Source organism: Streptomyces sp. NPDC021562, assembly GCF_040640875.1.
GTDB lineage: Bacteria > Actinomycetota > Actinomycetes > Streptomycetales > Streptomycetaceae > Streptomyces.
In genome coordinates this window covers 297,771-322,803 of sequence record NZ_JBFACN010000009.1, presented here as the reverse complement: position 1 = coordinate 322,803, position 25,033 = coordinate 297,771, and the positions used below count along the sequence as shown (strand labels likewise).

Here is a 25,033-nt window from a genome sequence, read left to right as displayed (position 1 = left end):
CCCCCAGCCTTCGGCCGGGGGGACCCCCAGAGCACGCACCTGACGCCGCGAGGCCGCCCTCCGGGCGACGACGGGAATTGTCAGACAGGCCCTAGTCCAGACGCGCCCGGGAAGGCCTTGCCGACGCCAGTACGGAGCGCAGACGGCGACCGGCCCACCGACGCCAGTCCGTGGCCCCGAACGAAAGCACCCGCAGCCGTGCACGCCCCTGGGCCGGACCGCCGGAGGACAACTACGGCGCCGCCGCCATGTCCTGGTGTGAGGCTGTCATGGCACACGCTGTCCTGTGGCGGGAGTGGGAAGCCGCCATACCTTCGTGACGAACAGGCCGGCGGCCTCGGCCGTCGCCCGCGCGTTGCCGGGCGTGGTCCGACCGGTCGGCCGATCACCCATGGTGATGATCCGATACGAGGAAAGTAGGCGTTCTACGCCGTGAAACCCCACTCCGGCACTACCCGAGCTGTCGTCCGGCAGGCGAAGGCGAGCAAGAGGGCGCGTCCGCCGCTCGGACCCAGTTGGTTTGCGGCCGTCATGGGCACCGGGATCGTCGCCGTCGCGGCAGCCACCCTGCCGCGACGGTTCCCAGGGCTGCGGGACGCGGCCACGCTGATCTGGTTGGCGGCTGCATTGCTGCTGGTCGTCCTGGCCGTCCGCTACGTCCGGCAGGGAACGCTGCGCGTGCACGCCGCAGATCCGATACAGACCCAGTTCTTCGGGGCGCCTCCGATAGCGATGCTCACCGTCGGCGCCGGGGCTCTGCTGCTCGGCCGGCGCGTGATCGGGGCGTCGGCGGCGCTGGATGTCGACTGGGTGCTGTGGTCACTCGGAACCGTGCTCGGACTTGCCACCACCTGCACGGTGCCGTACCTCATGGTCACCCGGCACCGCTTCGCACCGGACGCGGCGTTCGGCGGGTGGTTGCTGCCGGTTGTGCCGCCGCTGGTCTCGGCCGCGACGGGCGCCCTGCTCATCCCCCATGCACCGGCGGGGCAACCGCGGACGGCGATGCTGCTGGGCTGCTACGCCATGCTCGGGCTCGGCTCGGTGACGGTACTGCTGGTGCTGGCCATGGTGTACAGCCGCCTGGTGCACCATGAGGCGCCCACGGGTGCGGTGGTGCCCACCGTGTGGATCGGTGTGGGGGCGTTGGCCCAGTCGGTGACCGCACTGGGTGCACTGGCCACAGCCGCGCCGGGCGCGCTGCCCGCGCCGTACGTGCGGGGCACCGCAGTCGCGGCGCTCCTGGGCGGGCTTGGTGTGTGGGGCTTCGCCCTGCTGTGGCTGGTCCTCGCCACCGCGCTGACCGTACGAGAGATCCGGAAGGGACTGCCCTTCGCACCCACTTGGTGGTCCTTCATCTTCCCCCTCGGCGCCTATGTCACCGCGACCAGCGCCCTCGCCACCCGCACCGGCTCACAGCCGCTCATCTGGACCGCCGTCGCCCTCTACACCCTGCTCGTCGCCGGCTGGGCGGTGGTTGTCTGGCACTCACTGCGCCACGCCGCCGGGAACACGGGCCGGCCACCGGGCCCCGCGGACCCCGAAGCACCAGACGAGGCTCGGGAAGCCGTCACTGCGTCCCAGGTCGCGTGATGGCTGACTGCGATCCGCCGGACATCACCCCCCGGCAGCCCCGTCGAATTCTCTGGGCCTTGGGCCTCCTGCACGGCGAGCTGCGGGAACAGCACGGTCTGTCGCTCCACGGCTACCTCGTCCTCGGTGCTCTCGCGGAAGCCGCGGGCGAGTCCCTTCCCCATGCGCGACTGACGGCGTTTCTCGGCGAATCGGGGGACCGGATGTCCTACCTCCTCAGAGGCCTGCAGGCGGCAGGTCTGATCGAGCGTGATCGCTGTGCTCGAGACCGCAGGACGGTCAAGGTCACGCTGACCGACGCCGGACGTACCAGATTCACCGACGCCGAAAGGATCGCGCACATGGTGGTGCGCCGACACCTGGTACCCGGCCTGAACACCGCTCACGAGCAGCCAGGAGAACGGCCGTGACCACGAACGACCAGGCCGGCTGTCTCCAGCCGGAACTCGTTGTCATCCCCTGCGGCAGCCGCAAACTGGGACGGCCCGCGCGAGCGGCGGACATGTACATCGGCTCGTACCACCGTGCGTGCCGAAGGGCAGCCGAAGCGCTGCGGCCCGAACGTCTGCTGATCCTCTCCGCGGGCTACGGCCTTCTGGACCTCGACGACATCATCGAGCCCTACGACACACCCCATGGTGCGGCCGGTGCGGCAACGGCCGAGCGCCTCCTGGAACAGGCGGCCGAGCGTGGCATGGTGCACCTCGACCCGGTCGTCACCCTGGGCGGCGCGCGCCACACGGCCCTGGTCCACGCCGTCTGGCCGCACGCCCGCACACCGCTGGCCGGGACGCGCGGCATGGGTGAGCAAATGGCCCGTCTCGCAGCGATACGCGACGGACACGCTGAGAGGCCGTGAAGCCCTCCTCGGCCTCGCCACCCGCCCGATCACCCACCGAGACGTCCGACGCCTCTGTCAAGAACCCCTAGACGAGACCGAGTTGGTGCAGCATGCCGAGTTCGTCACTGCTGCCCCAGCGTTCGACGAGGTGTCCTTCGCCGTCGAAGCGGCTGATCTGCATGCCGCGGTAGCTCACCTTCCTGCCGGTCGCTGCTTGTCCCATCAACGGTCCCAGATGCGTCCCGGTGATGACGTAGGCGAAGGCAAGCTCGTCGTCAGTGGCCACCAAGTGCTCCACCTGGACGTGCAGATCGGGGAAGGCCGCCCGCAACTGGGCGAACATGTCCTTGTACCCGTCGGGCCCCGGCCCCTGGCCCGGGGCGGGATCATGATCGATCGCGTGGGGAGCGACGATGTCGTCCAGGGCGTCGAGATTGCCGGTGACGACGGCCTCTGCGAAGGCAGTCTGTGCGGCGATGTTTGCCTGCCGAGCCATGGGCGCTCCCGCGTACGTGTTGCCCTGCCCACTGACCTGTCCGTCGGCTGCCGGAGTCCGGTCCGCGTTGCCGTACCTCGACCGTACCTCGCCCGCACGCCCTCAGCACGTCTGGACCGCAGGCGGACCACCGCGTGCGGCGTCCGTGGTGCGGAAGCGTGCCCGGTAGGCGCCCGGCGTGATGCCGAGGTTGCGCGTGAAGGCCCGGCGCAGCGACTCCGGCGAGCCGAAGCCGGTGCGGTGGGCCACCGTGGCCATGGGGTCGTCGCCGCCTTCCAGCATCGCCTGGGCGGCCTCCATGCGGATCTGCTCGACATAGCGGGCAGGGGTCGTGGCCATCTCCTCGTGGAACAGGCGCGTCACATGACGGGTACTCACACCAGCTCGACGTGCCATGGCCGCCACGGTGTGGTTGGCGGCCGGGTCCTCGGCGACCGCGTCCAGGACCCGGCGCAGCATCTCCTGCCTGGCGTGCGGGGTGCGCGTGCGGACGCTGAACTGCGACTGGCCCCCCGGTCGCTGCATGAACACGACCATGTCCTTGGCCACCGCGCGGGCGGTATCTGCGCCGAGGTGTTCTTCGACCAGGGCAAGCGACAGATCGATGCCCGAAGTGACTCCCGCGGACGTCATGATGTGGCCGTCGCGGACGAACAGGGGGTCGGCGTCCACGGTGACTCGGGGGTAGCGCAGGGCGAGCTGGTCGGCGAAGCGCCAGTGCGTGGTTGCCGTGCGTCCGTCGAGGAGCCCGGCCGCGGCGAGGAGGAAGGCGCCTGTGCAGATCGACGAGGTGCGGCGACTGCGTGCGTCGAGGGCCCGTACCGCGTCGAGCAGCGCGTCGTCCTTGACAAGGGAGGGCCATTCGGGGCCGCCGGGGATGACGACCACGTCACTGGCGTTCGGGACCTGTCCGGCTGCAAGGTCGACGGTGAGTCCGGTGCCTGCTGCGGTGACCACGTCTGCGCCGTCCGGGGAGACCGTGCGGACGCGGTAACGGCCGCCGAAGTCGTTGGCCGATGCGAACACCTCGATCGGGCCCGTGACGTCGAGCAGGCGCACACCCGGAAAGACCAGCACGGTCACCAGCAGCGGTTTCCCGCCCGAGGGCCTGCCCTTCATAGTGCGCCTCACTTCCGACCGGTTGGACACCGTCCACCATAGCCCGAGTGAGTTTGATTATCGAACCCATGTCGGCCCGGTGTGACTCAGAAGCCATGTCCCGGCACGAGGGGGTCAGGGGCGCTGCTCACCGTCGGGCCCCGGCCGCTGCCGGCCGGCCGGCGACCCCCCGCCCTTCGCACCCACCGCCGGTGATCCGGGGCGGGAGCGGAGCTTGGCGGCTGCCATCGCCGCGAAGACAACGGCCCAGACCACCGCGGCGACCCACCCTCCCCAGCGGCCCATGGTCGTCATCCACGACGTACCGGTCACGCGTCCCAGTTCGTGCGTGGTGACCGCGTACATGCCCATCGGGAAGACGAGGTTCCACCAGCCGAGGTCGTAGCGCAGGGGGATCCGGCGCAGGACGTGCCGCCATACGCCCAGAGCCAGCAGCAGCGGGATCAGCCAGCTGGAGAACGCCCACAGGACGACGGACGAACCGACGACCGCCGGACGCGCGAGCAGCAGGCTGCCCGGCGGAAGGGAACTCAGCCGTACTCCGGCGAGCACGCAGATCGCCGCCGCCCCCATGAAGATCCAGACGGACGTCATGAGGCCCTCCGCCTGCACCGGCCGGGCCAGCAGCCTGGCCAGCACCATCGCGGCGGTCAGCAGGTACTGCAGCAATCCGACGGACCAGCACACCACCGCCAGCGTCGGCAGGACGTGGCCCTGGGTCGCCCCGGCCAGCGCGGCCGCGGCAACCGCCACCGACTCCGATCCCACCGCCCACAGGAACCACGTGCCGTTCACCTGGTCGAACGACGGGCTCCGCTTCAGGGTGGTGATGAGCGCCAGCGGAATGCCGTAGTCCAGCAGCAGCCACCCGAGCACCCCGAACGCCAAGAACGCCCCGGCCACCGCGGTGTGGCCGTCCGGCACGAGGCGCGCGGCCAGCACGTTGGACGAAATGGCGAGGGTGAGGAAGGTGAAGGCGCGCGGCGCGACGAGGTCCCCGACGAACCGCTGCCGGTGGCGCAGCAGCCGCCAGCCATAGGCCGGTACCAGCACGGCGAACCCGGCCAGGGCTGTCCAGAGCAGTACGGCGGAGGCGGTGCCGGCGCTGTTGACGTACAGGGCCGTGGAGACGATGCCGGTACCCATGACGAACGCGAGCGCTCCCGCGTTGAGGTCGGCCACCGCGGCGGAGACGACGGCGCGGTGTCCGTGCGGCCGGGGCCCGGGAGGGAGGTCGTCGCCGGCAAGCCATTCGGCGAGGACGGCGGTGTGGCTGCGGTCCATGTCCTGGGTGGCACTCAGCAGGGTAAGGCTGCCGTGTTCGGCCAGATCCCGCAGTCGGGCGGCCGCCTGCCGATGCTCTTGATCGTCCAGTTCGGTGAGGTAGCGGCGGCGGAATTCGTCGAACCGCAGGGGGTTGTGGCCGTACCAGCGCTGCAGTTCGGCGGACGGGGCGACTTCGCGCAACCATGCGTCGAGAGGCGCGCCTTGCCGGCGTATGCCCTCCGGCCAGACCCGGTCGACGAGAACCCGTTCGCCGACCTGTCCGTCCTCGGAAGGCGCCTGCTCATAGATGCTGCGGCAGGTGATCTGCTTGGCCATGATGCGCGCCAGCAGGCTCGTGCCGCTGCCCCTCCTCGATACCGCGGTGCGGTGGGCGGATGCGCGGAGCTGCCGGCGCCCACCGCACGAACCGCCGCTCACCGGAAGGCCGATGTCACGAGGGCCTCCTGCTCCAGGGCGTGCCGGCGAGCGGAGCCGACCGCGGGGGCGGGCGCCTCGGGCCTGCTGACACAGTCCACGGGGCGTCCGGCCAGCCGGTGCAGGCGCGGCGTGACGAAGGACCACGCGCCCTGGTTCTCCGGCTCCTCCTGCACCCACCGCACGTCAGCCGTCGCAGGGAAGCGCGCCAGTTCCGCCGTGAGTTCCTCCTGGGGGAACGGGTAGAGGCGCTCCACGCGGACGATCGCCGTGTCCGCCGAGCCCGAGGCCCGCCGGTGGGCGTCGAGGTCGTAGAAGACCTTGCCCGAACACAGCAGCACGCGCGTGACCAGGCCGGGGTCACGCGTGTCATCCGGCAGGATCGGGCGGAAGCCTCCCTGCGTGAACTCGGACACGGCGGAGGTGGCCGCCTTCGACCGCAACATCGACTTCGGGGTGAAGACCACCAACGGCCGTCCGGGGCCACCCAGCGCCTGCTGCCTGAGCAGATGGAAGTAGTTGCCCGGCAGGGAGGGCACAGCCACGGTCATGTTGCCCTGCGCGCACAACTGCAGGAAGCGCTCGATCCTGGCCGAGGAGTGGTCCGGCCCCTGCCCCTCCAGGCCGTGGGGCAGCAGCAGCGTCACCGCGGAGCGCTGTCCCCACTTCCCCTCGGACGAGGCGATGTACTCGTCGACGACCGTCTGCGCGCCGTTGACGAAATCCCCGAACTGGGCCTCCCACAGCACCAGCCCCTCGGGGCGGGCCAGTGCGTAGCCGTACTCGAAGGCCAGTGCCGCCAGTTCGGACAGCATCGAGTCGTACGGTGTGAAGCGCGCGGCCCGCGGGCCCAGGGTGCTCAGTGGCGTGTGCTCCGTGCCGGTGAGCCGGTCGGTCAGTACGGCATGGCGCTGGCCGAAGGTGCCGCGCCGCGAGTCCTGCCCGGCCAGCCGGACCGGGCAGCCCTCCAGCAGCAGGGAACCGATCGCCAGAGTTTCCGCGGTGGCCCAGTCGACCGCGCCGGTGTCGAGCATGGCCGCACGCCGGTGCAGCTGGGGCCCCACCCGCGGGTGCACGGTGAAGCCCTGCGGCAGCTCGGCCTGCGTGGCGATGACCCGCCGTGCGGTCTCCTCGTCGATCGCGGTCACCGTCCGGCGGGCTTCGCGCGGGGCAGCCCCTCGTCCGGCACCGGTGCCGGGAACGCCTCGGGCGGGAGCGGGCAGCACCCGGGTCTCTGCGAAAGCCCTCTCAAGATGGTCCTGGTAGTTGCGGCGGGCACCCGCCACCTGCCGCTCGTCGATGTCCCCACGGGCCACCAGGGACTCCGCGTACGACGTACGCACCGAAGGCTTGGCGTCGATGCGGTCGTACATCACCGGCTGCGTGATGGACGGGTCGTCGACCTCGCTGTGCCCGTGGCGCCGGTAGCAGACCAGATCGACCACCACGTCCTTGTGGAACGTCTGGCGGTAGTCGAAGGCCAGCCGCGCGACCCGGTCGACGGCCTCCGGGTCGTCGCCGTTCACGTGGAAGATCGGGGCCTCCACCATCCGTGCCACATCGGTGGCGTACGTGCTCGAACGGCCGGCCGCGGGCAGCGTGGTGAAGCCCACCTGGTTGTTGACGACCAGGTGGACCGTCCCACCCGTGCGGTAGCCGGGCAGTTGGGACATGTTCAGGGTCTCGGCGACCACACCCTGGCCGGCGAAGGCCGCATCGCCGTGAACGACGACCGGCAGTACCCGGAAGGGCCCGTCGGGGGTGGAGACCAGGTCCTGTTTCGCGCGCACCACTCCCTGCGCCACCGGCCCGACGATCTCCAGGTGCGAGGGGTTGGCCACGACCGAGACGGCGATCGTGCCACCGTCCAGGGAACGGTAGGTACCTTCCGCGCCCAGGTGGTACTTCACGTCCCCCGAGCCCTGCACCGACCGGATGTCCACCGCATCCTCGAACTCGTTGAAGATCTGGGCGTAGGACTTGCCGATGATGTTGGCCAGGACGTTGAGCCGACCGCGGTGCGCCATCCCGACGACGGCTTCGACCACCCCGTGCTCGATGGCTCGGAGCAACAGGGCATCGAGCAGTACGACGGCCGACTCACCGCCTTCGAGCGAGTACCGCTTGTGGCCCACGTACTTGGTCTGAAGGAACGTCTCGAAGGCCTCCGCGGCCCCCAACCGATAGAGGATCCGCAGCTGTTCGGCACGGTCTGGCCGGCGCTGCGGTGACTCGACGCGCTGCTGGATCCAGCGGCGTTCCCGGGAGTCCTGGATGTGCATGTACTCGTATCCCGCGGTGCGGCAGTAGAACTCCCGCAGGGCGCCGAGTACGTCGTCGAGTGTCATCGCGGCGTGTCCGGCGAATCCGTCCACCACGAAGTTCTCCGCCCGGTCCGCGTCGCGGAGTCCGAACGCGGCGATGTCGAGTTCCGGATGCGCGGCGGCGGCCCGCGACGTGAGCGGGTCCGTGTCGGCCATCAGGTGCCCGCGCACGCGATACGCGTGGATGAGCGCCGCGACCCGCACGGCCTTGCGCGCCGCCGCCTCACTGTCCTGGTTCCCCGGGCCGGCAGGAGGGTTCGGGAAGGGCACTGTGACCGAGGACGCGGCGATGGTGAAGAAATCCCTCCATGTCTGGTCGACCGAGGCGGGATCATGGAGATAACGCTGCCGCTGCTCGTCCACGACCCATTCGTTGAGCCCGAAATCCAGTCCCTGAGACACCGCTCGAGCAGTGTCCGATTGCGACGCCATGGCGTAGAACGCCTTCTTCCCTGTGCGAAGTCGTCGGATGCCGGACGCGGTCGGGGCCGGTCATCCGCCTGACGGTGCCCTGATCCAGCACCCCGCATTCCGTGCGGAGTCACCGCCTCAACCGCGTCGCACTCTCGACGCTAGGACGCCGCGGGCACCAGGCAGGACTGCCGGTCGGGCCACAACGACCACACATCAGGACATCCGCCGGACGCCCCCGCCGCCTGTCGGCATGCGGCCGGACGACCCCGTGCCCTGATCCGAGGGCTTCCTGTCCGCACGCCGGCGCCACTCAAACCTCGGGGAAGAGTGCGCTGAGCCGGAATTTCACGGCCCTGCCCTATCCCGGCCTGTACATCCCTCAGCCGTTGCTCGGAAAAACGCCCGACTCGACGAACGAGACCGCCTCACTCTGCGCAGCGCCTTCCGCGCCGGCTTCATTCACAGTCACGTTCCACCGAATGCCCGCATCGCCTGCACATGGCGGATTTCGGGCTCATTGCGCCCTGCGGGGCGGGGTGAAGACGTAGAGATCGAGAATGTCGGGGCTGGGAGCGATGCCGGGGCCGCCAGCCTGTACCCAAGCGGCGATGTCGTCAGTGGCGTCGGGATCATTGACGAGGCCGAGCCAGACCGGGCGGGCGCCGACGGCGCGAGCTGCGGCGGAGGGCTGGACGACGATCACGTTGGCGTGTTCGCACACGTCGAGGCAGTCCGAGACGCGGACAGGCACCTCCTCGGCCAGGCGTGCGAGCTGACGGTCGTGATCCACACCGGTGACTTTCGGGGTTCCGCAACAGCAGTCCCGGCAGACGACGACGCGGCACGGCGCCGGTTCGGCGGAGCCGTGCTCCGGGCCTGCTTCCTCAGGTCGCTGTCGAGGCATCGCTCGTCACACTCCTCTCCCGGCGAGATCCGTCCCGGGCGGCCGGGCGCAGGAAACGGATCACAGGGTGGCCCGGACCGTGGGTGACCTCGGCGCGGACGCCGTAGACCCGCTCGATGAGGCCGGGGGTGAGCACCTCGACGGGAGTGCCTTCTGTGACCGCACGGCCGTCGCGCAGGACGAGCAGGCGGTCACAGTACATCGCGGCAAGGTTGAGATCGTGCAAGGCGATCACCGTGGTCACCGGCAGTCCGGCGATCAGCTCCAGCAGGTCGAGTTGGTGCTGGATGTCCAGGTGGTTGGTGGGTTCGTCAAGGATGAGTTCGCGGGGTTCCTGGGCGAGGGCCCGGGCGATCTGGGTGCGCTGGCGTTCGCCGCCGGACAGGGTGTGCCAGGACTGTCCGGAGCGGTCGGCCAGTCCGGTGCGTGCGAGGGCTTCGGTGATGGCTTGCTCGTCGGCCGTCAAGGGGGGTGTCCACGCGCGGCGGTGCGGGATGCGGCCGAGGGCGACGACGTCCCGGACGGTCAGTTCGGTCTGTGTGTCGGCGTGCTGGCTGACGGTGGCGATGCGGCGGGCGGTGGCGCGGCGGCCGACCTCGGTGAGCGGGTGCCCGTCCAGGGTCACGACGCCGGCTGTGGGCGCGAGGATCCCGGCCAGCAGCCTGAGCAGCGTGGACTTCCCCGAGCCGTTGGGGCCGAGCAGGCCGACCGTCTCACCGGGGCGCAGGGTGAGGGTGACACCGTCGACGACGACCTTGTCGCCGATGCGCCGTACGACGCGGTCCGCGTTCAGGCTGCTCATGCTCTTCCCCGTCCGCGGTAGAGGACGGCGACGAACGCCGGTACGCCGATGAGGGACGTCACCACGCCCACGGGGACCTCCTGGGGGTCGAGGACGGTACGGGCGAGGGTGTCCACCCAGACCAGGAAGACGGCGCCGGTCAGTGCGGTGACCGGCAGCAGGCGGGCGTGCCCGGAGCCGGTCAGGGCGCGGGTGGCGTGCGGCAGGACCAGGCCGACGAAGCCGATCGCGCCCACGCAGCTGACGAGGGCGGCGGTGAGCAGCGCGGTGGCGCAGAGCAGGACCAGGCGAGTGCGGGCGACCCGGACCCCGAGTCCGGCGGCAGCCTCGTCACCGAAGGCGAAGGCGTCCAGGGTGCGGGCATAGCCGAGGCAGACGGCCATGACCACCGCAAGTACGGCCGTGCACAGCAGCACCTGTCCCCAGTCGGCACCGGTGAGCGAGCCGAGCAGCCAGAACAGCACACCCCGGGTGGTCTCGGCGTCCGCCGAGGTCAGGACGATGAACGAGGTCAGCGCCGAGAACAGCTGCATGGCAGCCACCCCGGACAACACGACCCGGTCGGTGCTGCCGCCGAGGGTGTGGCTGAGCAGCAGCACCAGGGCGAAGGAGAGCAACGCGCCGAGGAAGGCGCCCGCCCACAGGGGCACCACTGCCCCGCCCACTCCGAGAACGACCACGGCGACCGCCCCCGTGGAGGCGCCGGAGGAGACCCCTAGCACGAAGGGGTCGGCGAGCGGGTTGCGCAGCAACGACTGCATGACCGCTCCGCACACCGCGAGCCCGGCCCCGCAGACGGCGGCGAGCAGCGTGCGCGGCATCCGCAGGTTCCACACGATGCCGTCCCGCAGCGGAGCCAACGTGCTCTCGCCCAGGCCGATATGGGCCGCGACGGACGCCCAGACATCGCCGGTGGAGATGTCGGCGGGGCCGATCGTCACGGCCACGCCCATCGACACGAGCAGCGTGACCAGTCCCCCGCCCGTCAAGAGCAGGGCGCGACGCTCACTTGGCGAACCCGAAGTCACGCAGGCCGGCTGCGACCTTCTCGATCCCCTCGATCGTGCGGATGGACGGGTTCATCGCCTGCCCGCTCAGCAGGACGTACCGCTTCTTCTTCACCGCGGTCAGGTTCCGGGTGGCCGGGTCGGTCTCCAGGAAGCGGATCTTGGCCTCGGCGGTTTCCGCGGTCTGCTGCCTGCGGGTCAGGTCGCCGATCACGATGACGTCGGGGTCGCGGTCGGCGACGGTCTCCCAGCCGATCTGCGGCCATTCGTCGCGGGTGTCGGCGAAGGCGTTCTTCGCGTCGACCGCGCGGGTGATGGCACCGGGGGCACCGCAGCAGCCGGCGAGGTAGGGCGACTGGGAGTTGGCGAACCAGTACATGAGGGAGACGTCCGAGGCATGCAGTCCGGCGGTGGCCGTGCTCACCCGCTTCTTCAGGCCGGCGACCAGCCTCTCGCCGCGCTCCTTGACGCCGAACGCGCGGGCCAGATCGCGTATTTCCCCGTACACGGCGTCAAGGGTGAGCGGGGTGCTGCGCGAGCCGTCGCCACCGCTGTCGTTGTCCTTGCCGACCGAGCAGTCGGACGGGGAGACGTAGGTGGGCACGCCGAGCTTCTCGAACTGCTCGCGGGTGGCGACGCCGCCCTTGCCGAGGGTGGAGACGAACGAGGCGGTGACGAAGTCGGGTTCGGCGTCCAAAACCTTCTCGAAGGAAGGGTTGTTGTCGGCGAGCCGGGGCACGGACGCGTTGGCCTTCTCCAGGCCCTTCAGCACCGGGTCGGTCCAGGTCGCCGTACCGGCCATGCGGTCGGCGAGACCGAGGGAGAGCAGGATCTCGGTGGTGCCCTGGTTGAGGGAGACGGCCCGCTTCGGGGCGGACTTCACAATGACCTTGTGGCCGCAGTTGTCGAAGGTCACCGGGTAGCCGGCGGCGGAGGTCATCTCCGGCTTCACGTCCTCCGCGCCGGAGGAACCGCAGGCGGTGAGCAGCAGGACGGAGGCGAGGAGGAGAGCAGGAGTGCGGAGCACGGGCATGCCTCTGGGGTCGGGGCTCGTACGCGGAGCCTGGCCTACAGGTGTCCCCCACGCCGGGGCGAGGAGGTGCCAGCAGGTCTTCGGACTCGGGTTCGTCCGGCCGGGGCGCCTTCCCGGTCTCCCAGTGGCTCGCGTGCCCCGCCCGTCCCCCTCACCGCTGCGCGTCAGTTCCGGATTCGCACCGGATTCCCTGGCCTCGGGTGTGGCTCGACTGGCCCGACGAGGCTATCAAGTCCGCCGTACGGTCAGATGGTGCGCTCGGTCACGGGGTACGGCACGAAGGTGCTGGTGTCCTGGTCGATGCGCAGGGACTGCCCGAGCGGTGGTGCGCCCCGCTGGGGCCAGTCGAGGCGTACGCAGACCCGGCAGCCCGTGCCGGCGGCGGTCGGCGGGTTCTCCGGCAAACGCCTGGTCGCCGGTGTCGTGAACGGCCGCAACATCCTGCAACATCCCCACGGTGGGCCCGGGAGCTTCCGGGCCGCGCATGGCAGCGGGCCCGCCATCGCCCTGAGGCTGCGCCGCAGCAGCAGGCCGTGCACCTCGTGGTGCGCGCCGTTCAGGGCGGGCGAGCACCTGCGCCGGCAGTCCGAGCCCGGCGTCCTGGCCACCGGCACACTCCGTAGGGTCGGTGATCCAGGAGCGCGCTCTCGAACCCGTGCCGAACGGTCCCGGAACCATGTTTGATCTTTTGAGTGCCACTGCGGCAGGTGAATTCGGTTGCGACGGGGCCGGCGCGCCGGTGAGCTAACTCCATGGAAGGCGCCACGGAACAGGAGCGACGGGCGACGGCGGGAACGGCCCATCGGGGCATGCGGCAACCGGAGCCACGGCACAGGTCGGCGGTGCTTGTGGCCCTGATGCTGGCCGCCTTCACCTTCAACACAGCGGAGAACCTGCCGATCGGTCTGCTGGAGCTCATCTCCGGAAGCCTTCGGGTGTCAGTGTCAGCGGTCGGTCTCCTGGTCACCGGCTACGGCGTGACGGTGGCTCTCGCTTCTCTGCCGCTCGTCCACGTCACGCGCGCCATGCCGCGGCGCCATGTGCTCACAGTGCTACTGACCGTGCTTGTCGTGTCCAGCCTGATCGCGGCCCTGGCCTCCTCCTACTGGCTGTTGCTCGTGGCGCGGCTGCTGACCGCGCTCGCCCAGGCCTTGTTCTGGGCCGTGATGGGGCCGGTCGCGGTGGGCCTTTTCCCGCCCGAGGTCCGCGGGCGTGTCGTCGGTGCGCTGTCCGTCGCAGGTTCTCTCGCCCTCGTGCTCGGTGTTCCCGCCGGGACCTGGCTGGGCCGACAGAGCGACTGGCAGGTGCCCGTCGCCATGCTGGCGGCTCTGGCGGGCGTCTCCCTGGTGACGATCGCCGTTCTGCTGCCGACCTCGCGTCCGGAAGAAGAACCCGCCGCCTACGCAAGCAGTCCCGACGTCCGGCGGTTCGGGACAGTGCTGACGACCGGGACCCTCTCCGCCACCGGGGCGTTCACCGGATACACGTACATCGTGAAGTTCCTGGGCGGCGTGAGCGGGTTCTTCCCGAACGCGGTCAGCGTCCTGCTCGTGGTTTTCGGTGTCGCCTGTCTGGCCGGGGTGAGCATCACCGGGGCACTGCTGGACCGCTTCCCGCGGTCCGTGCTGCCCACGGCCGTAGTCACACAGGCGGTGGGCATGCTCGGCTTGTACGCGGTCGGCACTCATCCGGTGGCGGCGGTGATGTTCCTGGTCCTGATGGGCGGAGCGCTCGGGCCGGTGTTCATGGTCACCCAGAACGAGATGCTGCACTGCGCGCCGGGCCGAACGGACGTCGCCCTCGCGGCGAACTCCGGCGCCTACAACGCCGGCATCGCGGCCGGCGCAGCAATCGGAGCACTGGTCCTGTCGCTCGCCGACGTGCGAGGCGTCTTCCTCACCGGCGGGCTGCTGACCGTCGGGGCCTGCGCAGTACTACTCGGCGGTCGGCTGCGCCCTGCGAGCCCACTCCAACGCTCCCGCTCGACCGACTCGGATTCACTGCCCTCCGGCTCAGAGCTCAGGACACCAGTGCGTAGATCAGCAGACCCACCATGAGGAGGCCAGCGGCCAGCCAGACCGAGCAGGCGAGACTGAACGCGAACCCTTCCCAGTACTCAGCCCGCCGACCTTTCGGAGTGTCGGTGCGCCACTTCGACGGGATGCCGACGCGACCTTCGGCGATGGCCACTGCGGCCCGCCGGACGTCCCCCGGGTGATATCTGTGGTAGGTCGGCGCAGCCCCGTAGGTGCCCCGGCTCTCCCCGCCGAACGTGCGGACGCGGACATCCGCACGGTGAGCGACGTTCGGTAGATAGTGGGCCCGCACCGGCCAGACCTTGGCGACCTGGTGACCCGTCAGCCAGGGCTCCTCCTCGTCCGCCGACTCGGACGCTCCTGGTTCCGGCGTGCTCGGCATGTTCCCCCCCTCGATGCGGCAAGCCTCCAGTACATACCCGCTCCTTCGCCTACGGACAGAGAACCGGCGCCGCCGACTTCAGGCAGCGTGCGACGCCGGCGTCTCGTCGGCAAGGAACCGGACTCAGTGCCGGTCGGAGAAGAGTCCTCAGCGGGTTCCAGCGGACGCAGTGGCCGGGCCGGCGCCCAGAGCCGTGTCGGCGACGGCTGAAAAGTGGACCAGTGGCGACGCTTAAGGAACCGCCAAGCAGCTCAGGTGTCCCGCCTGGTTCAGCCCCGGAGGGTGGCGAGCCAGTCGGTCAGCAGGTGGTTGACCTCGTCGGGGCGCTCCTGCTGGATCCAGTGGCCGCAGGCGTCCAGGATGTGGGAGGCCGACAGGCCGGGGAGGGTGGTGGGGTAGGCGTCGATGGCGTCGGACATCCACGTGGTGGAGGCGTCCAGGGCGCCGCCGATGAACAGGGACGGCTGCTTGACCGGGGCTCCGCGGTGCGGGGCGAGTTCTTCCCAGTCGCGGTCCATGGTGCGGTAGCGGTTGAGGGCGCCGGTCAGGCCGGTGCGCTCGAACTCCCCCGCGTAGACGTCGAGGTCGTCCTCGCCCAGCCAGGCCGGGAGGACCCCTGTGGGGAAGCGGTCGCGCAGCCGGCCGCCGGCGCGGGCAACGAAGTGGGGGTCGGGCTCGCCCGGGGCGGGCATGGTGTCGGCGGACAGGGCCGCGTAGAAGCCCGCGAGCCAGCCTCGGACGTCGGGCTCGATCTCCGCCTCGGCGCGGCCGGGCTGCTGAAAGTAGGAGACGTAGAACTCCTGGTCGGGACTGCCGATCTGGCCGAAGACGTCGGTCGGGCGGGGGCCGCCGGGCGGCGCGTAGGGGACGCTCAGCAGGCCGACGGCACGGAAGACCTCGGGGTGGAGCAGGGCGGAGGTGGAGGCGATGCCGGCGCCCCAGTCGTGGCCGACGACCACCGCGTCCTCCTCGCCGAGGGCACGCACGACGGCAACGTTGTCCTCCACCAGGTCGAGCATGCGGTAGGCGTCGGTCGCCTCCGGTTTGGAGGAACGGCCGTAGCCGCGCACATCGATCGCCACCGCCCGGTAGCCCGCCGCGGCGAGAGCGGGGAGCTGGCGGCGCCAGGAGTACCAGGACTCGGGGAAGCCGTGGACTAGCAGGACCAGCGGGCCGGTGCCCTGCTCGACCAGGTGCAGGCGCCCGGCCGGGGCCTCGACGGTGCGGTGGCGGAGCTCGGCGGTCGGCTCGGGCGGCATGGGCTTCTCCTCGGTTCACGGGCGGACGCGGCTACCCGTCGATCATGCGGCGCGGCACCCGCTCGACGCCATCAGCCTTGCCCGCCTGGCAAACTCGCAGGACAGAGGGGTGGAGCGGCACGGCGAGAAGGAGCGGGAAAGGTGGCAGTCGACGACGTGGGCGGCACGCCGGCAGCGATGGGGGCCCGGTTGCGGGCCGCGCGCGAGCACCGCAGCGCGACGCTCGCCGGTGTCAGCTGCGCGACCGGCATCTCGACCAGCACGCTGTCCCGGATCGAGACCGGCCGGCGCAAGCCCACCCTGGAGGTGCTGCTCCGGCTGTCGAAGGAGTACGGCGTCTCCCTGGACGAACTGGCCGGCACCGCGCCCGCCCCCGCGCCCGCCCCCGCCGCCGAGCCGCGCGCTTCGGCGCCGCTGAGCTTCGGGGATGACAAGGCGGTGCTGCCGTTGACCCGGTACGTCGGCGGCCTGCACGCCCACAAGCACGTCCTGCCCGCTGTCGAGGGTCCGCCCGCGCGGCCGCGGCAGGTCTCCCACGAGGGCTACGAGTGGCTGTGCGTCCTGTACGGGCGGCTGTGGCTCGCGCTCGGAGACCAAGACCTCGTCCTGACTGCCGGGGACGTTGCCGAGTTCGACACCCGCACCCCGCACGGGGTGGTGAACGCCGGCTCCGGCGGGCCTGTTGAGTACCTGATCATGTTCGGGCCCCAGGGCGAGCGCCTACGGCTGCGCACCTCTCCGGCAGTCGGCCGCGGGAACCGCCAACCGGATCGCGCCCGGGCCGGCCGCGAAGCGCAGCCGTAGGATCCGGAAGCCGTTCCGACGGCGGCTGACGGGTCCCCGGGCCCCTGCCGGCGGTCAGCAGCCGGGTAAAGCTTGCTGCCCGCCTCCGGCGCACTGAGCGCGGGAAGCCGACCGGCAGCTGATCAGGGCCCTGAACCAGCGCGAGTGTCCCGGCCGTCAGTCGGGCGCCACTTCCGAGACCAGCACCCGGACGCGGGTCTCGATGGCGTCGCGGATGGGGCGTACGGCGTCAACGCCCTGCCCGGCCGGGTCGTCGAGCTGCCAGTCGAGGTATCGCTTGCCGGGGAAGACGGGGCAGGTGTCGCCGCACCCCATGGTGATCACGACGTCGGACGCCTGGACGGCCGCCACCGTGAGGATCTTCGGGGTCTCGGCGGAGATGTCGACGCCGACCTCCTTCATCGCCTCCACGACGGCCGGGTTGACGGTGTCCGCGGGAGCCGAGCCCGCGGAGCGGACCTCGATGCGGTCGCCCGCGAGGCGGGTGAGGAATGCGGCGGCCATCTGGGAGCGGCCGGCGTTGTGGACGCAGACGAACAGCACCGACGGACGCGGCGTCGTGGAAGAGCTCATGAGCAGGGGCTTTCTCGGGAGGACGGATCGGTCAGGAGACGGCGGGTTCTGGTTCGCCGTGCGGGACGACGACCTCGTCCGGGACGGGCGCGGGACGGCCGTAGACCGCGGCGACGGCCCCCAGCCCGAGTCCGGCTCCGAGCAGTTGGGCCGCGATGAACGGGGCGAGGGAGGCAGGGGCGATGCCGGCGAAGGTGTCGGTGAACGTCCGGCCGATGGTCACCGCCGGGTTCGCGAAGGAGGTGGAGGAGGTGAACCAGTATGCGGCCCCGATGTAGGCGGCCACCGCGGCCGGGGCGAGTGAGGCGCGGCCGATCCGGCTGAGGCCGAAGATCAGCAGGATCAGCCCGGAAGTCGCGACGACCTCGGCCAGCAGCAAGTGGCCGGCGGACCGGTCGTGGGTGGAGAACTTGACCAGGGGCTCGGCGAACATCGCGTCGGCCAGGAGCGCGCCGCCGATCGCGCCGGTGACCTGGGCGGGCACGTACGCGGCGACGTCTCGCAGGGCCAGGCCGTCCGGATCACGACGGCCGGTGAACCAGGCGGCGAGCGTGACCACCGGGTTGAAGTGCGCGCCGGACACGGGCCCGAGCAGCAGGATGAGCACGCCCAGGCCGAAGACCGTGGCGAGGGAGTTGGCGAGCAGTTGCACGCCGACGTCGTGCGACAGCTCGGTGGCCTGGATGCCGGAGCCGACGACCACCGTCACCAGCAGTCCGGTGCCGATCGCCTCGGCGGTGACGCGGCGGCCGAGGGAGGCGTTCACGCGGTGACTCCGGCGGGCCGGGTGGTGGCCAGGAACGCGGCGAGCTTGTCCAGGACGCCGGGCAGCACCCAGTAGTAGACCCAGGTCCCGCGGCGCTCGCAGTCGATCAGGCCGGCTTGGCGCAGGAGCTTGAGGTGGTGGGAGATCGTCGGCTGGGACAGGTCGAAGGCCGGGGTCAGCTCACACACGCAGACCTCTCCGCCCTGGCCGCGGGAGGCGATCATCGACATCAGCCGCAGCCGGACCGGGTCGCCCAGGGCCTTGAAGACCTTCGCCAGGTCAGCGGCCTGGTTCTCGTCCAGGGGTGCGGCGGACAGGCCAGGGCAGCAGGCGGCGTCCTGGCCGATCACCTCAAGCTCTTGTTTCGACATGCGTCTATGTTGACGTTCTTCGATCCAAGGCGCAAGGTTGCATCAACAAACGTCAATACAAGCCGTTCCGGGCCGTGGTGAGCCCGTCATCCGGGAGTGAGTCATGAGCGAGCAGACCAGCACCGACCTGCGTGAAACCGTCCGCCAGCGGTACGCCGCGGCGGCCGTGAAGGTCACGGAGGGCACCGCCGCCTGCTGCGGGCCCGAGCCGGTCGAGGTCGACGAGAACTTCGGCTCGACCCGCTACGCCGCCGACGAGCGCGACGCCCTGCCCGCCGAGGCCGTCGCCGCCTCCCTCGGCTGCGGCAACCCCACCGCCGTCGCCGAGCTCCGCGAGGGCGAACGCGTCCTCGACCTCGGCTCGGGCGGCGGCATCGACGTCCTCCTGTCCGCCCGCCGCGTCGGCCCCACCGGCAAGGCGTACGGGCTCGACATGACCGAGGAGATGCTCGCCCTGGCCCTCGCCAACGCCGAGAAGGCCGGCGCGACGAACGTCGAGTTCCTCAAAGGCGCGATCGAGGCGGTCCCGCTGCCCGCGAACACGATCGACGTCGTGATCTCCAACTGCGTGATCAACCTGTCCGTAGACAAGCCCGCCGTCTTCGCCGAGACCTTCCGCGTCCTCAGGCCCGGCGGCCGGATCGGCGTCTCCGACGTCGTCGCCGACGACGCCCTCACCACCGAACAGCGGGCCGAGCGCGGCGACTACGTCGGCTGCATCGCCGGCGCTCTGTCCTTCGCCGAATACCGCGCGGGGCTGGAAGCGGCCGGGTTCACGGACGTCGAGATCACCCCGACCCACCAGGTCGCCGACGGCATGCACTCCGCCATCGTCCGCGCCAACAAGCCTCACACCGGCGTCACCGGACCGGACGACTCCACGACGGACGACTCCTGCTGCGGCGTCACTGCGTGCTGCACCCCGGCCGAGCAGGCGACCGACCCGTCCGTCACCGCCGGCGTGGCCAGGAGCACCGCTGAGTGCGGCTGCCATGACTGAGGACGTACCCCACAGCAAGGCGCTGTGCTCGCCTCAGCGACGGCGCCACACCTGAACCTCATCGGGCGACGTAGCCGCCGTCCACGGGCAGGGCGACGCCGACGACGAAACCGGCTCCGGGGCTGCACAGCCACAGGACCGCCTGGGCGATCTCGTCGGCGGTGCCGAGCCGGTTGACCGGCTGGCCGGCCTCCGCGCCGGTCCTGGACGTGCTCGCCCGGGTGCTCCGCCTGGACGACGACGAGCGCGGTTACCTCTTCCAGCTCGCCGGCAAGACCATCGCCCGCACCCGGGGGCGGGGCCGGCAGAAGGTCCAGCCTCAGTTGCAGCGGGTGCTGGACGACCTCACCGCGACCCCGGCGATCGTCCAGGGCCGGCGCGGGGACGTCCTGGCCTGGAACGCGCTGGCGGCCGCGCTGGTCACCGACTTCTCCCGGGTCCCGGAGAAGCACCGCAACTACCCGCGGCTGATCTTCACGGACCCGGCCCTGCGCACCCTGTACGCCGACTGGGAGGCTTCGGCGAGACTCGCCGTGGCGCAGCTGCGGATGGAGGCGGCGAAGTACCCCGAGGACCCCCGGCTGATCGAGCTGGTCGGTGAACTGTCCCTGCGCGACAAGCAGTTCGCCCAGTGGTGGGGTGATCACAAGGTCGCCGGCCGTACGGTGGGCACCAAGACCCTCGACCACCCGGTCGTCGGCGAACTCGTCCTGGATTGGGACACCCTCACCGCCAGCACCGACCCCGACCAGCACCTCACCGTCTGGACCGCCGCTCCCGGCTCCCCCACCCACGAACGGCTGCGCATCCTCTCCTCCTGGGCGGCCGAACAGCATCTGTCGGCGTCGCAGCCGGTGAGCTGACGGCGTCGGCCGCCCGGCCGCCCGTCCGCCCGGGGGGGGAGCACCGCTCATCCGTCGTGGCGGCCGCGGGAGGCCGACGCGGTGCTCGGCCGGACGTCCTCGGTGGCGGCCCAGGTGGCGAGCAGCCGCAGAGCGTCGTGGTCGGAGGTGCCGGGCGCGGCGCTGTAGGCGGTGAGGGTCAGACCCGGCTGGGCCGGCAGTTCCATGGCGTCGAAGTCGAGGGTGAGGGCGCCGACAGCCGGGTGGTGGAAGGACTTGCGGCCGGTGTGGTGCAGGCGCACGTTGTGCTTGGCCCAAGCGGTTCGGAACTCCTCACTGTGGGTGACGAGTTCGCCGATGAGGCCGGTGAGCTCGGTGTCGTGCGGGGCACGGCCGGCTTCCGTGCGCAGCAGGGCGACGGTGGTGTTCACCGACGCCTCCCAGTCGGGGAAGAAGTCACGGCCGCCTGGCAGGAGGAACTGGGAGCGGGCGATGTTGGCGGTCTGCGCGGTGGGAGTGGGGAACAGGGGTGCGTAGAGGGCGCGGCCGAGGGTGTTGGTGGCGAGGATGTCCAGGCGGCCGTTGCGGATGAAGGCCGGCGAGTCGGTCATGGAGCGCAGGACCCGCAGGACGCTGTCGGGGAGCGGGCCGCGGGCGTGCCTGCGGCGGGCCGGGCGTTTGGCGGCGGCCCTGGCGAGGTCGAACAGGTGGGCGCGTTCGGCGTCGTCGAGTTGGAGGGCGTTCGCGACGGCGTCGAGGACTTCCTCGGAGGCACCGGCGATGTGGCCGCGTTCCAGACGGACGTAGTAGTCGATGCTGACGCCGGCGAGCAGGGCGACTTCCTCACGGCGCAGGCCGGGCACGCGCCTGTTGCCGCCGTAGGCGGGCAGCCCGGCCCGCTGCGGGGTGATCTTGGCGCGTCGGGAGGCCAGGAACTCGCGGATGTCGCTCTCGGTACTCACCGTTCCAGGCTAGGGCGGCCGACACACCTGTGGGGGGTCCTGTCAGTACCTGTAGGCGCAGACCCTTCTTGACCGCCTTGAGCTGCTGTTTCCTCGACGACGGAAGCCGATGTCCATCACATGGAGCAAGGAGTCATCTCTCATGGCGAAGCAGTCCGCACCCCAGGCACTGGCCGGGATCGCACCGAAACTGGTCGAGGTGACCGACCAGGTCCTGTTCGGTGACGTGTGGGAACGGCCGGGGCTGTCGCCGCGCGACCGAAGCCTGGTGACCGTGAGCGTGCTGGCCGCCCTGTACCGAGGCGAACAGCTCGACCACCACCTGGGCGTCGCCCTCGACAACGGGCTGAGCGTGGCGGAGCTGTCCGAGGCGATCACTCACCTGGCCTTCTACGCCGGCTGGCCCAACGCCATGTCAGCGATCACCCGGCTGAAGAGCATCGCCGACCAGCGCGGCGTCTGACCCGCACATACGACTGCCTAGGAACGCAAAGGAATCGATCATGGAACTGCTGACGAAGCCGCCGACGATGAAACTGCCCGGGAAGTGGTTCACCGGGGACGCCTGGGCGGATGTGATCCACCGCGGTGAGGAGCCGTCCCGGGCCCGTGCCAACGCGGTGCGTTTCGCACCCGGTGCCCGCACCGCCTGGCATGCGCACGGCCTGGGCCAGACGCTGTACATCGTCGAGGGCATCGCCCTGATCCAGTCCCGCGGCGGCGGCATCCTCGAAGCCCACCCCGGCGACGTGGTCTGGACCCCGCCGGGCGAGGAGCACTGGCACGGCGCCGCCCCCGACCACTTCATGGTCCACATCGCGCTGTGGGAGACCGACGAGGTCGACTGGCTCGACCACGTCACCGAAGCCGAGTACACCGGCCCGCGCCGCAGCAGCCGCACCGCCTGACCCGCCCTCCCGTGGCCCCGGATGTCAGCCGACCACGTCGCTGAGCCGCGGCTGCGGCACCCTGCGGTGGATCGGCCCACGGTCGACGAGGTCTCCGCGTCGATGTCGTGGATCGCGGCGGACAGCTTGCCGCGAAGCACGGCGACGACGGTGTGCGGCCGACAGCGCGGGGCGTTGCCGAAACCGCCGCCGAGCGTTCGACGGTCCGTGCCGGTGACGCGGGTGCAGGAGAAGGGATGCACGGTTCACCTCCCACCCGCGGCCTGCTCGACCGCGCGCACGGCCCTCCTGGATGCAGGCGACGCCGGACATGATCTGGCCGGGGTGCAGTAGCCGCCCTGGAAGGCGTCCTCGTCGATGAACGCCTGCTGCCGCGACTGCAGTTCGTCACCGCTTGCCGGGCCCTCGATCGGGTGACCTCGGCGCCCTCCAGCCGGACGGCGAGCGTCAGGCAGGAGTTGACCCGTACTCCGTCGACCAGCACCGTGCACGCTCCGCAGGCACCGGCGATGAAGGCGCGCCGTCGTCCTCACCGGCTCGACGGGGCGGCCGGTCACCCGGGGAGTCGCACAGCACCGATACCGCTGATGCCAGGGAGAATCTCATCCCCCTTGCGTTGCCTTGCAGTTGCCTTCGAACCTGCTCCTCCTGGAAGTAGGAACGGCGAACGTAGGCACATCCCGTGCCTGGGTAACCGCCGGGCAGCGCGGCATGCTCGACTCCGTGTCCGGCCGGAAGGCAGCCGGACGCGAGAGCACGCTAGGAGACCCCACATGACCACCGTCGCCGCCTACGCCGCCCCCGCTGCCAAGGCTCCCCTTGAGCGCACCACCGTCGAGCGCCGCGAGGTCCGCGAGCACGACGTCCTGATCGACATCAAGTTCGCCGGCATCTGCCACTCCGACATCCATCAGGTCCGCGAGGGCTGGGGCACCGCCATCTTCCCGATGGTGCCCGGCCACGAGATCGCCGGCGTCGTCTCCGAGGTCGGCCACGGTGTCACGAAGTACCAGGTCGGGGACCGGGTGGGCGTCGGCTGCTTCGTCGACTCCTGCCGCGAGTGCGACAACTGCCGGGCCGGTCTGCAGCAGTACTGCACCGGCGGCGGCACGATCCAGACGTACAACCACCTCGACAAGGACGGTGAGCCGACCTACGGCGGCTACTCCGAGAAGATCGTCGTCGACGAGAACTACGTCGTGCGCATCCCCGACGGTCTCGCCCTCGACGTCGCCGCCCCGCTGCTCTGCGCGGGCATCACCCTGTACTCCCCGCTCAAGCACTGGGGTGCCGGTCCCGGCAAGAAGGTCGCGATCGTCGGCCTGGGCGGCCTGGGCCACATGGGCGTCAGGATCGCGCACGCGCTGGGTGCCGAGGTGACGGTCCTTTCGCAGTCCCTGCGCAAGAAGGACGACGGCCTGAAGCTGGGTGCCGACCACTACTACGCCACCAGCGACCCGAAGACCTTCGAGGACCTCGCCGGCACCTTCGATCTGATCGTCTCCACGGTCTCCGCCCCGCTGGACTTCACCGCGTACGTCAACCTGCTGAAGATCGAGGGAGCCCTGGTGAACGTGGGGGCCCCGGAGGAGCCCGTCTCCGTCAACGTCTTCCCGCTGATGACGGGACGCCGGTCGATCGCCGGTTCCGCCATCGGCGGCATCCCCGAGACCCAGGAGATGCTCGACTTCTGTGCGGCGCACGGCTTCGGCGCCGAGATCGAGGTGATCAGCGCGGACCAGATCAACGCGGCGTACGAGCGGGTACTGAACAGCGATGTGCGCTACCGGTTCGTGATAGACACCGCGACGATCTGATCGCTGTTCTGCGGCCGTTGGGCGCGGTGAAGACGGCGGCGAAGACGGCCGGCGCTGTGAGGAAGAGCAGGCGGCGGCCGAGCAGGTCGGCGGTGCGGCCGCCGCGCGTAGCAGAGAACGCTCCCCCTGTGCGGGGAATACCGGGGTTGGTCAGGCGGAGCTGCTGGTCGACCGGCTGGGGTCCGCGGCCCAGGACGCCAGCAGGCGCAGGCTGTCGTGGGTGGGTGTGCCGGACTCGGCGGTCCAGACGATGATCTGGAGGTCGGGGTCGGCGGCCCAGGTGACGGCGTTCCAGTCGAGATGCAGGTCCCCGACGACGGGGTGGCGCAGGTGCTTGCTCCCGGTGTCCCGGACGGCGACGTGGTGGGCGCCCCACCATTGCCGGAACTGGTCGTCGCGGACCGAGAGTTCACCCACCAGAGCGGCGAGCTGCGGGTCCCCGGGGTTGTTCGTGTTGTGCATCCGCATCTGGGCGATGGCCAGCCGGGTGACGCCCTCCCAGTCCGCGTACAGCTCGCGCATCGTGGGGTCGGTGATGAGCAGCCTGATGTAGTAGCGCTGGTCCTCGGGGATCTGTCGGAAGTCGGTGATCAGGGCGGCGCCCATGGCGTTCCATGCGACGATCTCGGTGCGCGGTCCGATCACGAAGGCCGGGGTGTGCGCCATGTCGTCGATCATCCGCTGCAACTGCGGATGTGTCCTGGGACGCGGCCGGCGGCGGGGCGGACGGAACTCCTCCTTCGCCGCCAGCTCGTACAGATAGGCACGCTGGTCGTCGTCCAGGCGCAGGACCCGGGCCAGGGACTCCAGTACGGACGGCGAGGGCTGGATGCGGCCCTGTTCGAGGCGGGCGTAGTAGTCGGTGCTGATGGCCGCCAGTACGGCGACCTCCTCACGGCGCAGACCCGCGACACGCCGCGGGCCGCCGTCGGGCAGGCCGACGGCGGCAGGGTCGAGCTCGGCGCGGCGCGCCCTGAGGAAATCCCCCAGGTCATGGCGGTGAGGATCGTGGCTCATGCCCTCACCTTGGCACCGGAGTGCCGCATTGTCAGGGGGAGGGATCTCTCCCTGGTTCAGCG

Annotated in this window: 25 protein-coding genes, 3 pseudogenes and 1 riboswitch; of the genes and pseudogenes, 10 read left to right on the top strand and 18 right to left on the bottom strand. The window is 70.7% G+C overall.

Features of this window, described 5'->3' with window-relative positions:
* Positions 1-432: 432 nt before the first annotated feature.
* The 3 genes from AB0G52_RS17050 to AB0G52_RS17040 are packed head-to-tail and all read left to right on the top strand — an operon-like array spanning position 433 to position 2,452.
* The gene (locus tag AB0G52_RS17050) at positions 433-1,593 is read left to right on the top strand and encodes a TDT family transporter (RefSeq protein ID WP_361337106.1); all 1,161 of its coding nucleotides are present in this window, start codon (positions 433-435) and stop codon (positions 1,591-1,593) included.
* Positions 1,593-2,003 (top strand): MarR family winged helix-turn-helix transcriptional regulator, encoded by a 411-nt coding sequence (locus AB0G52_RS17045; protein ID WP_361337104.1) that lies wholly within the window; start codon positions 1,593-1,595, stop codon positions 2,001-2,003. The genes AB0G52_RS17050 and AB0G52_RS17045 overlap by 1 nt, the downstream gene beginning before the upstream one ends.
* Positions 2,000-2,452, top strand: a complete 453-nt coding sequence (locus AB0G52_RS17040) for a DUF6884 domain-containing protein (RefSeq protein WP_361337102.1) — start codon at positions 2,000-2,002, stop codon at positions 2,450-2,452. The genes AB0G52_RS17045 and AB0G52_RS17040 overlap by 4 nt, the downstream gene beginning before the upstream one ends.
* A gap of 67 nt (positions 2,453-2,519) precedes the next feature.
* Here the strand turns inward: AB0G52_RS17040 and AB0G52_RS17035 are convergent, their stop codons facing one another.
* The 9 genes and pseudogenes from AB0G52_RS17035 to AB0G52_RS16995 all read right to left on the bottom strand — a co-directional run.
* Positions 2,520-2,930: an ester cyclase gene (locus tag AB0G52_RS17035; RefSeq protein WP_132888104.1), complete on the bottom strand. Its 411-nt coding sequence runs from the start codon at positions 2,928-2,930 to the stop codon at positions 2,520-2,522.
* A gap of 102 nt (positions 2,931-3,032) precedes the next feature.
* The gene (locus AB0G52_RS17030) at positions 3,033-4,049 is read right to left on the bottom strand and encodes a GlxA family transcriptional regulator (RefSeq protein WP_361337101.1); all 1,017 of its coding nucleotides are present in this window, start codon (positions 4,047-4,049) and stop codon (positions 3,033-3,035) included.
* 114 nt (positions 4,050-4,163) lie between these two features.
* Positions 4,164-5,651 (bottom strand): DUF488 family protein, encoded by a 1,488-nt coding sequence (locus tag AB0G52_RS17025; protein WP_361337099.1) that lies wholly within the window; start codon positions 5,649-5,651, stop codon positions 4,164-4,166.
* 98 nt (positions 5,652-5,749) lie between these two features.
* A complete protein-coding gene (locus AB0G52_RS17020; RefSeq protein WP_361337097.1) occupies positions 5,750-8,506 on the bottom strand; it encodes a multifunctional oxoglutarate decarboxylase/oxoglutarate dehydrogenase thiamine pyrophosphate-binding subunit/dihydrolipoyllysine-residue succinyltransferase subunit in 2,757 nt (918 codons plus the stop codon).
* A gap of 496 nt (positions 8,507-9,002) precedes the next feature.
* Positions 9,003-9,392, bottom strand: coding sequence for a (2Fe-2S) ferredoxin domain-containing protein (locus AB0G52_RS17015; RefSeq protein ID WP_361337095.1), 390 nt, complete (start codon positions 9,390-9,392; stop codon positions 9,003-9,005).
* Positions 9,373-10,194: an ABC transporter ATP-binding protein gene (locus AB0G52_RS17010; RefSeq protein WP_361337093.1), complete on the bottom strand. Its 822-nt coding sequence runs from the start codon at positions 10,192-10,194 to the stop codon at positions 9,373-9,375. Before AB0G52_RS17010 ends, AB0G52_RS17015 begins: the two co-directional genes overlap by 20 nt.
* Positions 10,191-11,147, bottom strand: coding sequence for an iron chelate uptake ABC transporter family permease subunit (locus AB0G52_RS17005; RefSeq protein WP_361337118.1), 957 nt, complete (start codon positions 11,145-11,147; stop codon positions 10,191-10,193). Before AB0G52_RS17005 ends, AB0G52_RS17010 begins: the two co-directional genes overlap by 4 nt.
* Before the next feature lie 52 nt (positions 11,148-11,199).
* Positions 11,200-12,234: an ABC transporter substrate-binding protein gene (locus tag AB0G52_RS17000; protein WP_361337091.1), complete on the bottom strand. Its 1,035-nt coding sequence runs from the start codon at positions 12,232-12,234 to the stop codon at positions 11,200-11,202.
* A 53-nt stretch (positions 12,235-12,287) separates the two neighbouring features.
* A riboswitch (cobalamin riboswitch) is annotated at positions 12,288-12,465 on the bottom strand.
* Between the two features lie 14 nt (positions 12,466-12,479).
* Positions 12,480-12,620, bottom strand: a pseudogene (locus AB0G52_RS16995) (short-chain fatty acyl-CoA regulator family protein); the annotation flags it as partial.
* A 471-nt stretch (positions 12,621-13,091) separates the two neighbouring features.
* Between AB0G52_RS16995 and AB0G52_RS16990 the strand changes: the two are divergent.
* Positions 13,092-14,291 (top strand): MFS transporter, encoded by a 1,200-nt coding sequence (locus AB0G52_RS16990; protein ID WP_361337116.1) that lies wholly within the window; start codon positions 13,092-13,094, stop codon positions 14,289-14,291.
* Here the strand turns inward: AB0G52_RS16990 and AB0G52_RS16985 are convergent.
* Positions 14,254-14,652 carry a hypothetical protein gene (locus AB0G52_RS16985; RefSeq protein WP_361337089.1) on the bottom strand — a complete coding sequence of 133 codons (399 nt, stop codon included), beginning with the start codon at positions 14,650-14,652 and terminating at the stop codon, positions 14,254-14,256. The genes AB0G52_RS16990 and AB0G52_RS16985 overlap by 38 nt on opposite strands.
* A 269-nt stretch (positions 14,653-14,921) precedes the next feature.
* Complete coding sequence (locus AB0G52_RS16980; protein WP_132888095.1) at positions 14,922-15,911, bottom strand: alpha/beta hydrolase; 990 nt, start codon at positions 15,909-15,911, stop codon at positions 14,922-14,924.
* Positions 15,912-16,052: 141 nt separating this feature from the next.
* Between AB0G52_RS16980 and AB0G52_RS16975 the strand changes: the two genes are divergently transcribed.
* Positions 16,053-16,715: a helix-turn-helix domain-containing protein gene (locus AB0G52_RS16975; protein ID WP_361337087.1), complete on the top strand. Its 663-nt coding sequence runs from the start codon at positions 16,053-16,055 to the stop codon at positions 16,713-16,715.
* Positions 16,716-16,871: 156 nt separating this feature from the next.
* On the opposite strand, the gene AB0G52_RS16970 is transcribed toward AB0G52_RS16975, so the two are convergent.
* From AB0G52_RS16970 to AB0G52_RS16960, 3 genes are read right to left on the bottom strand one after another with little or no spacing between them, the layout of a single operon-like run.
* The gene (locus tag AB0G52_RS16970; protein ID WP_361337085.1) at positions 16,872-17,288 is read right to left on the bottom strand and encodes an arsenate reductase ArsC; all 417 of its coding nucleotides are present in this window, start codon (positions 17,286-17,288) and stop codon (positions 16,872-16,874) included.
* A gap of 31 nt (positions 17,289-17,319) precedes the next feature.
* Positions 17,320-18,054 (bottom strand): aquaporin, encoded by a 735-nt coding sequence (locus AB0G52_RS16965; protein ID WP_132888092.1) that lies wholly within the window; start codon positions 18,052-18,054, stop codon positions 17,320-17,322.
* Positions 18,051-18,425, bottom strand: coding sequence for a metalloregulator ArsR/SmtB family transcription factor (locus AB0G52_RS16960; protein WP_132888091.1), 375 nt, complete (start codon positions 18,423-18,425; stop codon positions 18,051-18,053). The genes AB0G52_RS16965 and AB0G52_RS16960 overlap by 4 nt, the downstream gene beginning before the upstream one ends.
* Before the next feature lie 103 nt (positions 18,426-18,528).
* Between AB0G52_RS16960 and arsM the strand changes: the two genes are divergently transcribed.
* Positions 18,529-19,425: an arsenite methyltransferase gene (arsM, locus tag AB0G52_RS16955; RefSeq protein WP_132888090.1), complete on the top strand. Its 897-nt coding sequence runs from the start codon at positions 18,529-18,531 to the stop codon at positions 19,423-19,425.
* Positions 19,426-19,483: 58 nt separating this feature from the next.
* On the opposite strand, the pseudogene AB0G52_RS16950 reads toward arsM, so the two are convergent.
* A pseudogene (locus AB0G52_RS16950) lies at positions 19,484-19,621 on the bottom strand (SDR family oxidoreductase); the annotation flags it as partial.
* Between AB0G52_RS16950 and AB0G52_RS16945 the strand changes: the two are divergent.
* A complete protein-coding gene (locus AB0G52_RS16945) occupies positions 19,599-20,288 on the top strand; it encodes a transcriptional regulator (protein ID WP_361337082.1) in 690 nt (229 codons plus the stop codon). The pseudogene AB0G52_RS16950 and the gene AB0G52_RS16945 overlap by 23 nt on opposite strands.
* A 47-nt stretch (positions 20,289-20,335) precedes the next feature.
* Here AB0G52_RS16945 and AB0G52_RS16940 read toward each other — a convergent pair whose 3' ends face one another.
* On the bottom strand, positions 20,336-21,229 hold the full coding sequence (locus AB0G52_RS16940; RefSeq protein WP_132888089.1) for a helix-turn-helix domain-containing protein: 894 nt from the start codon (positions 21,227-21,229) through the stop codon (positions 20,336-20,338).
* A 142-nt stretch (positions 21,230-21,371) separates the two neighbouring features.
* On the opposite strand from AB0G52_RS16940, the gene AB0G52_RS16935 reads away from it, so the two are divergent.
* Both AB0G52_RS16935 and AB0G52_RS16930 read left to right on the top strand, forming a co-directional pair.
* Positions 21,372-21,692, top strand: coding sequence for a carboxymuconolactone decarboxylase family protein (locus tag AB0G52_RS16935; protein ID WP_361337081.1), 321 nt, complete (start codon positions 21,372-21,374; stop codon positions 21,690-21,692).
* Positions 21,693-21,732: 40 nt separating this feature from the next.
* Positions 21,733-22,137: a cupin domain-containing protein gene (locus AB0G52_RS16930; protein ID WP_361337079.1), complete on the top strand. Its 405-nt coding sequence runs from the start codon at positions 21,733-21,735 to the stop codon at positions 22,135-22,137.
* Positions 22,138-22,419: 282 nt separating this feature from the next.
* On the opposite strand, the pseudogene AB0G52_RS16925 reads toward AB0G52_RS16930, so the two are convergent.
* A pseudogene (locus AB0G52_RS16925) lies at positions 22,420-22,645 on the bottom strand (2Fe-2S iron-sulfur cluster-binding protein); the annotation flags it as partial.
* 265 nt (positions 22,646-22,910) lie between these two features.
* Between AB0G52_RS16925 and AB0G52_RS16920 the strand changes: the two are divergent.
* Entirely contained in the window at positions 22,911-23,954 is a 1,044-nt protein-coding gene (locus tag AB0G52_RS16920; RefSeq protein WP_132888086.1) for an NAD(P)-dependent alcohol dehydrogenase, read from the top strand.
* A gap of 150 nt (positions 23,955-24,104) precedes the next feature.
* Here AB0G52_RS16920 and AB0G52_RS16915 read toward each other — a convergent pair whose 3' ends face one another.
* On the bottom strand, positions 24,105-24,971 hold the full coding sequence (locus tag AB0G52_RS16915) for a helix-turn-helix domain-containing protein (protein ID WP_132888085.1): 867 nt from the start codon (positions 24,969-24,971) through the stop codon (positions 24,105-24,107).
* Between the last annotated feature and the right edge of the window lie 62 nt (positions 24,972-25,033).

Bases quoted from the DNA above. Each gene is read 5' to 3' on its own strand.
- AB0G52_RS17010 (WP_361337093.1), bottom strand. From the start codon at position 10,194: ATGAGCAGCCTGAACGCGGACCGCGTCGTACGGCGCATCGGCGACAAG.
- arsM (WP_132888090.1), top strand. From the start codon at position 18,529: ATGAGCGAGCAGACCAGCACCGACCTGCGTGAAACCGTCCGCCAGCGG.
- AB0G52_RS17020 (WP_361337097.1), bottom strand. From the start codon at position 8,506: ATGGCGTCGCAATCGGACACTGCTCGAGCGGTGTCTCAGGGACTGGAT.
- AB0G52_RS17000 (WP_361337091.1), bottom strand. From the start codon at position 12,234: ATGCCCGTGCTCCGCACTCCTGCTCTCCTCCTCGCCTCCGTCCTGCTG.
- AB0G52_RS17005 (WP_361337118.1), bottom strand. From the start codon at position 11,147: ATGGGCGTGGCCGTGACGATCGGCCCCGCCGACATCTCCACCGGCGAT.
- AB0G52_RS17025 (WP_361337099.1), bottom strand. From the start codon at position 5,651: ATGGCCAAGCAGATCACCTGCCGCAGCATCTATGAGCAGGCGCCTTCC.
- AB0G52_RS17030 (WP_361337101.1), bottom strand. From the start codon at position 4,049: ATGAAGGGCAGGCCCTCGGGCGGGAAACCGCTGCTGGTGACCGTGCTG.
- AB0G52_RS16960 (WP_132888091.1), bottom strand. From the start codon at position 18,425: ATGTCGAAACAAGAGCTTGAGGTGATCGGCCAGGACGCCGCCTGCTGC.
- AB0G52_RS16980 (WP_132888095.1), bottom strand. From the start codon at position 15,911: ATGCCGCCCGAGCCGACCGCCGAGCTCCGCCACCGCACCGTCGAGGCC.
- AB0G52_RS17035 (WP_132888104.1), bottom strand. From the start codon at position 2,930: ATGGCTCGGCAGGCAAACATCGCCGCACAGACTGCCTTCGCAGAGGCC.
- AB0G52_RS16935 (WP_361337081.1), top strand. From the start codon at position 21,372: ATGGCGAAGCAGTCCGCACCCCAGGCACTGGCCGGGATCGCACCGAAA.
- AB0G52_RS16920 (WP_132888086.1), top strand. From the start codon at position 22,911: ATGACCACCGTCGCCGCCTACGCCGCCCCCGCTGCCAAGGCTCCCCTT.
- AB0G52_RS16915 (WP_132888085.1), bottom strand. From the start codon at position 24,971: ATGAGCCACGATCCTCACCGCCATGACCTGGGGGATTTCCTCAGGGCG.
- AB0G52_RS17015 (WP_361337095.1), bottom strand. From the start codon at position 9,392: ATGCCTCGACAGCGACCTGAGGAAGCAGGCCCGGAGCACGGCTCCGCC.
- AB0G52_RS17045 (WP_361337104.1), top strand. From the start codon at position 1,593: ATGGCTGACTGCGATCCGCCGGACATCACCCCCCGGCAGCCCCGTCGA.
- AB0G52_RS16990 (WP_361337116.1), top strand. From the start codon at position 13,092: ATGCTGGCCGCCTTCACCTTCAACACAGCGGAGAACCTGCCGATCGGT.
- AB0G52_RS16970 (WP_361337085.1), bottom strand. From the start codon at position 17,288: ATGAGCTCTTCCACGACGCCGCGTCCGTCGGTGCTGTTCGTCTGCGTC.
- AB0G52_RS16930 (WP_361337079.1), top strand. From the start codon at position 21,733: ATGGAACTGCTGACGAAGCCGCCGACGATGAAACTGCCCGGGAAGTGG.
- AB0G52_RS16985 (WP_361337089.1), bottom strand. From the start codon at position 14,652: ATGCCGAGCACGCCGGAACCAGGAGCGTCCGAGTCGGCGGACGAGGAG.